The organism is Paenibacillus popilliae ATCC 14706, assembly GCF_000315235.1.
GTDB lineage: Bacteria > Bacillota > Bacilli > Paenibacillales > Paenibacillaceae > Paenibacillus_B > Paenibacillus_B popilliae.
This window is the reverse complement of the sequence record NZ_BALG01000295.1, coordinates 1-2,197: the sequence shown is the minus strand read 5'-3', so window position 1 is coordinate 2,197 and position 2,197 is coordinate 1. Positions and strand designations below refer to the sequence as shown.

Annotated in this window: 5 protein-coding genes; 2 read left to right on the top strand and 3 right to left on the bottom strand. The window is 42.7% G+C overall.

Features of this window, described 5'->3' with window-relative positions; genetic code table 11:
• Positions 1 to 141: 141 nt before the first annotated feature.
• Positions 142 to 318: a hypothetical protein gene (locus PPOP_RS22930; protein ID WP_006287779.1), complete on the top strand. Its 177-nt coding sequence runs from the start codon at positions 142 to 144 to the stop codon at positions 316 to 318.
• 51 nt (positions 319 to 369) lie between these two features.
• Here the strand turns inward: PPOP_RS22930 and PPOP_RS21045 are convergent, their stop codons facing one another.
• On the bottom strand, positions 370 to 552 hold the full coding sequence (locus tag PPOP_RS21045) for a stalk domain-containing protein (RefSeq protein ID WP_006287778.1): 183 nt from the start codon (positions 550 to 552) through the stop codon (positions 370 to 372).
• Between the two features lie 106 nt (positions 553 to 658).
• On the opposite strand from PPOP_RS21045, the gene PPOP_RS24600 reads away from it, so the two are divergent.
• A complete protein-coding gene (locus PPOP_RS24600; RefSeq protein WP_234399763.1) occupies positions 659 to 769 on the top strand; it encodes a putative holin-like toxin in 111 nt (36 codons plus the stop codon).
• A 206-nt stretch (positions 770 to 975) separates the two neighbouring features.
• Here PPOP_RS24600 and PPOP_RS16500 read toward each other — a convergent pair whose 3' ends face one another.
• Both PPOP_RS16500 and istB read right to left on the bottom strand, forming a co-directional pair.
• Positions 976 to 1,383 (bottom strand): hypothetical protein, encoded by a 408-nt coding sequence (locus tag PPOP_RS16500; protein WP_006287777.1) that lies wholly within the window; start codon positions 1,381 to 1,383, stop codon positions 976 to 978.
• Between the two features lie 183 nt (positions 1,384 to 1,566).
• The coding region (gene istB, locus PPOP_RS16495) for an IS21-like element helper ATPase IstB (protein WP_006287776.1) at positions 1,567 to 2,197 on the bottom strand (631 nt) is incomplete at its 5' end.

Here is a 2,197-nt window from a genome sequence, read left to right as displayed (position 1 = left end):
ATCAATCAACGACCACGAAAATGTTTGGGCTGGAAGACTGCTCACGAATCCTTCTCAGAAGAACTGTCGCACTTGGCTTGACAATCCGTCATATATAATTTCGAGAAAATCATTAATGGAAAGAAATACGAGATATTTGGAGTGGATAGAGACAAATTTGACCTTGTGACCTTTATTTACACGGGTAAATCGTTAAACAAAAATACTCGTACTGCAATTAAGATTTTAGAAGAGCTTACCCAAACTGTTTTAGGGAGAGAGGAAAAAGAAATCGAAGACTTTGCAGAAAACATGTCAAAAGAAATTAGTATTAAATAATACAAAGAGCCGCGGGATTCCTCCCTCAACGGCTCTTTGTATTATTACAAATTAAACTTTACTTATTTCAACCTTTCGTTCCTCCCCAACCCACCCGCTCACTTTAGCCCCGACAGCTTCCGCCATCGCCCGGACTGGGGCATAAGTAACGCCGCCAATCAGCAGGCCAGGTTCGTCTAGTTTGCAGCCGTTGACCATGACCGTCACGCTGTCGCCCGGCTTGTCTGGTTGCAATTACAAAAATTTGTCGTATTTTGTCCCAATATATGGTATGATAGACGAGCAATAGAAAGGCTTTATGGGCGGTCGGCTAAATCTCCCGGAAGGGAGGTGACGCTACATGGAGATAAAAGACGCTTTGGCGCTTATGATTGACTTCGGTGTGTTTATTATTCTATTACTGACGTTGATCTTTACTGTCGTCATTGCTCTTTTAAACCATAAGAAATAGACCGCCCCACGCGAAGGTAGCGGTCTATTTGTCGTGATACCTTTGTATTCAAGCCAACCGCTCTTAAAGCGGCTATTGCTCGGGAGTCGTGTTACCAGCACGGCTCCTTTTTCTATTTATATCTTACCATGACAGAATCTATACGTCTACGGGGTCTTGTTACGTGCTCATACGCCTCACCTGATTTTTCAAAGCAAGTACAACCGTTAAGCAATAAACAACTTTTCAGCAGGCAGGTAAATATACTTCATCATTTCCCCTGCCTTCTGTTTACAATGCTGGTAGATCTCTTTATAGTACACACCAGATTCCATGTCTTCACGTATCGTATGCAAAATTAAATCCTCAACCAAGCTAATCACAGAAAGGACTTTTTCGGTTGCATATTCTCGCTGTCCACTTTGTATACCCACTATGCTATTTACCAATTTAGAGTAAGTAATATACATCTTATCCGAGTTCTTGCTCCCTTGTCCCTGCGCATATATGATTAACTCGGATATGACATCCGTTTCTTGCCTACGAATTAATTTCCCGTATTTTCGGGTTTGAAGCCATTCGCTGGATTGACGCTCGTGCAAAATGTTCCGCATCGCTACAAACTGTTTACTCAATTCTTTCTTAAATCGAATGTGACCATAGTAGAGTTATCCATAAGGGTTAATAAAAATACGGCTTGCGTTTCATTCAATTCATAAACATGTTGTTTTTGACCGCTTTTTGAAGGTGTGTTTGGCAAGAAAAAAATGCTCAATGTGGCAGCCCAAAAGTGCAGAAGCTACTTGCCAGCGATATGATTACGGTTTGACTCTATCCATAGCTTGTTTCAAACGGAAACTCTCGCCCGTAAAGGACAATATATGAGCGTGGTGCACCAGTCTATCTACGAGTGCAGCAGTGAGCTTGTTATCACCAAACACAGAAGTCCACTGCCCAAACTCTAGATTCGAAGTCACAATTACGCTCTGCCTTTCATAACAATCTGCTATCACATTGAACAACAGTTCAGATCCTGTCTGGTTGAATGGGACATATCCGACTTCATCGAGTATGAATACATCCATTTTCCGCAGCTTGGCTCGAAATTTGCTCAACATGCCTACCTCGAATTTCTCTTGGAGAATTCCAACCAACTCAGCCGCGCGAAAGAATTGCACGCCCATCCCCCGGCGACAGGCCTCGACGCCTAAGGCAATAGCCATAGGAGTCTTTCCTGTTCCTACTGCACCCATCATCAATATGTTCTCACGTCGCTGCAGCCATTCTAAGTCTACTAATTTTTCGTAGTTACAACTTGATGGAAAGGTGATATGGTCTACCACATACCCCTCAAATGTTTTCAGATGGGGAAATCCATCTGTGTTCACCAACTTGTTTAGTTTCGCACGCTTGCGACCTTCCAGTTCTGCTGTCAGTATTTGTTCAACT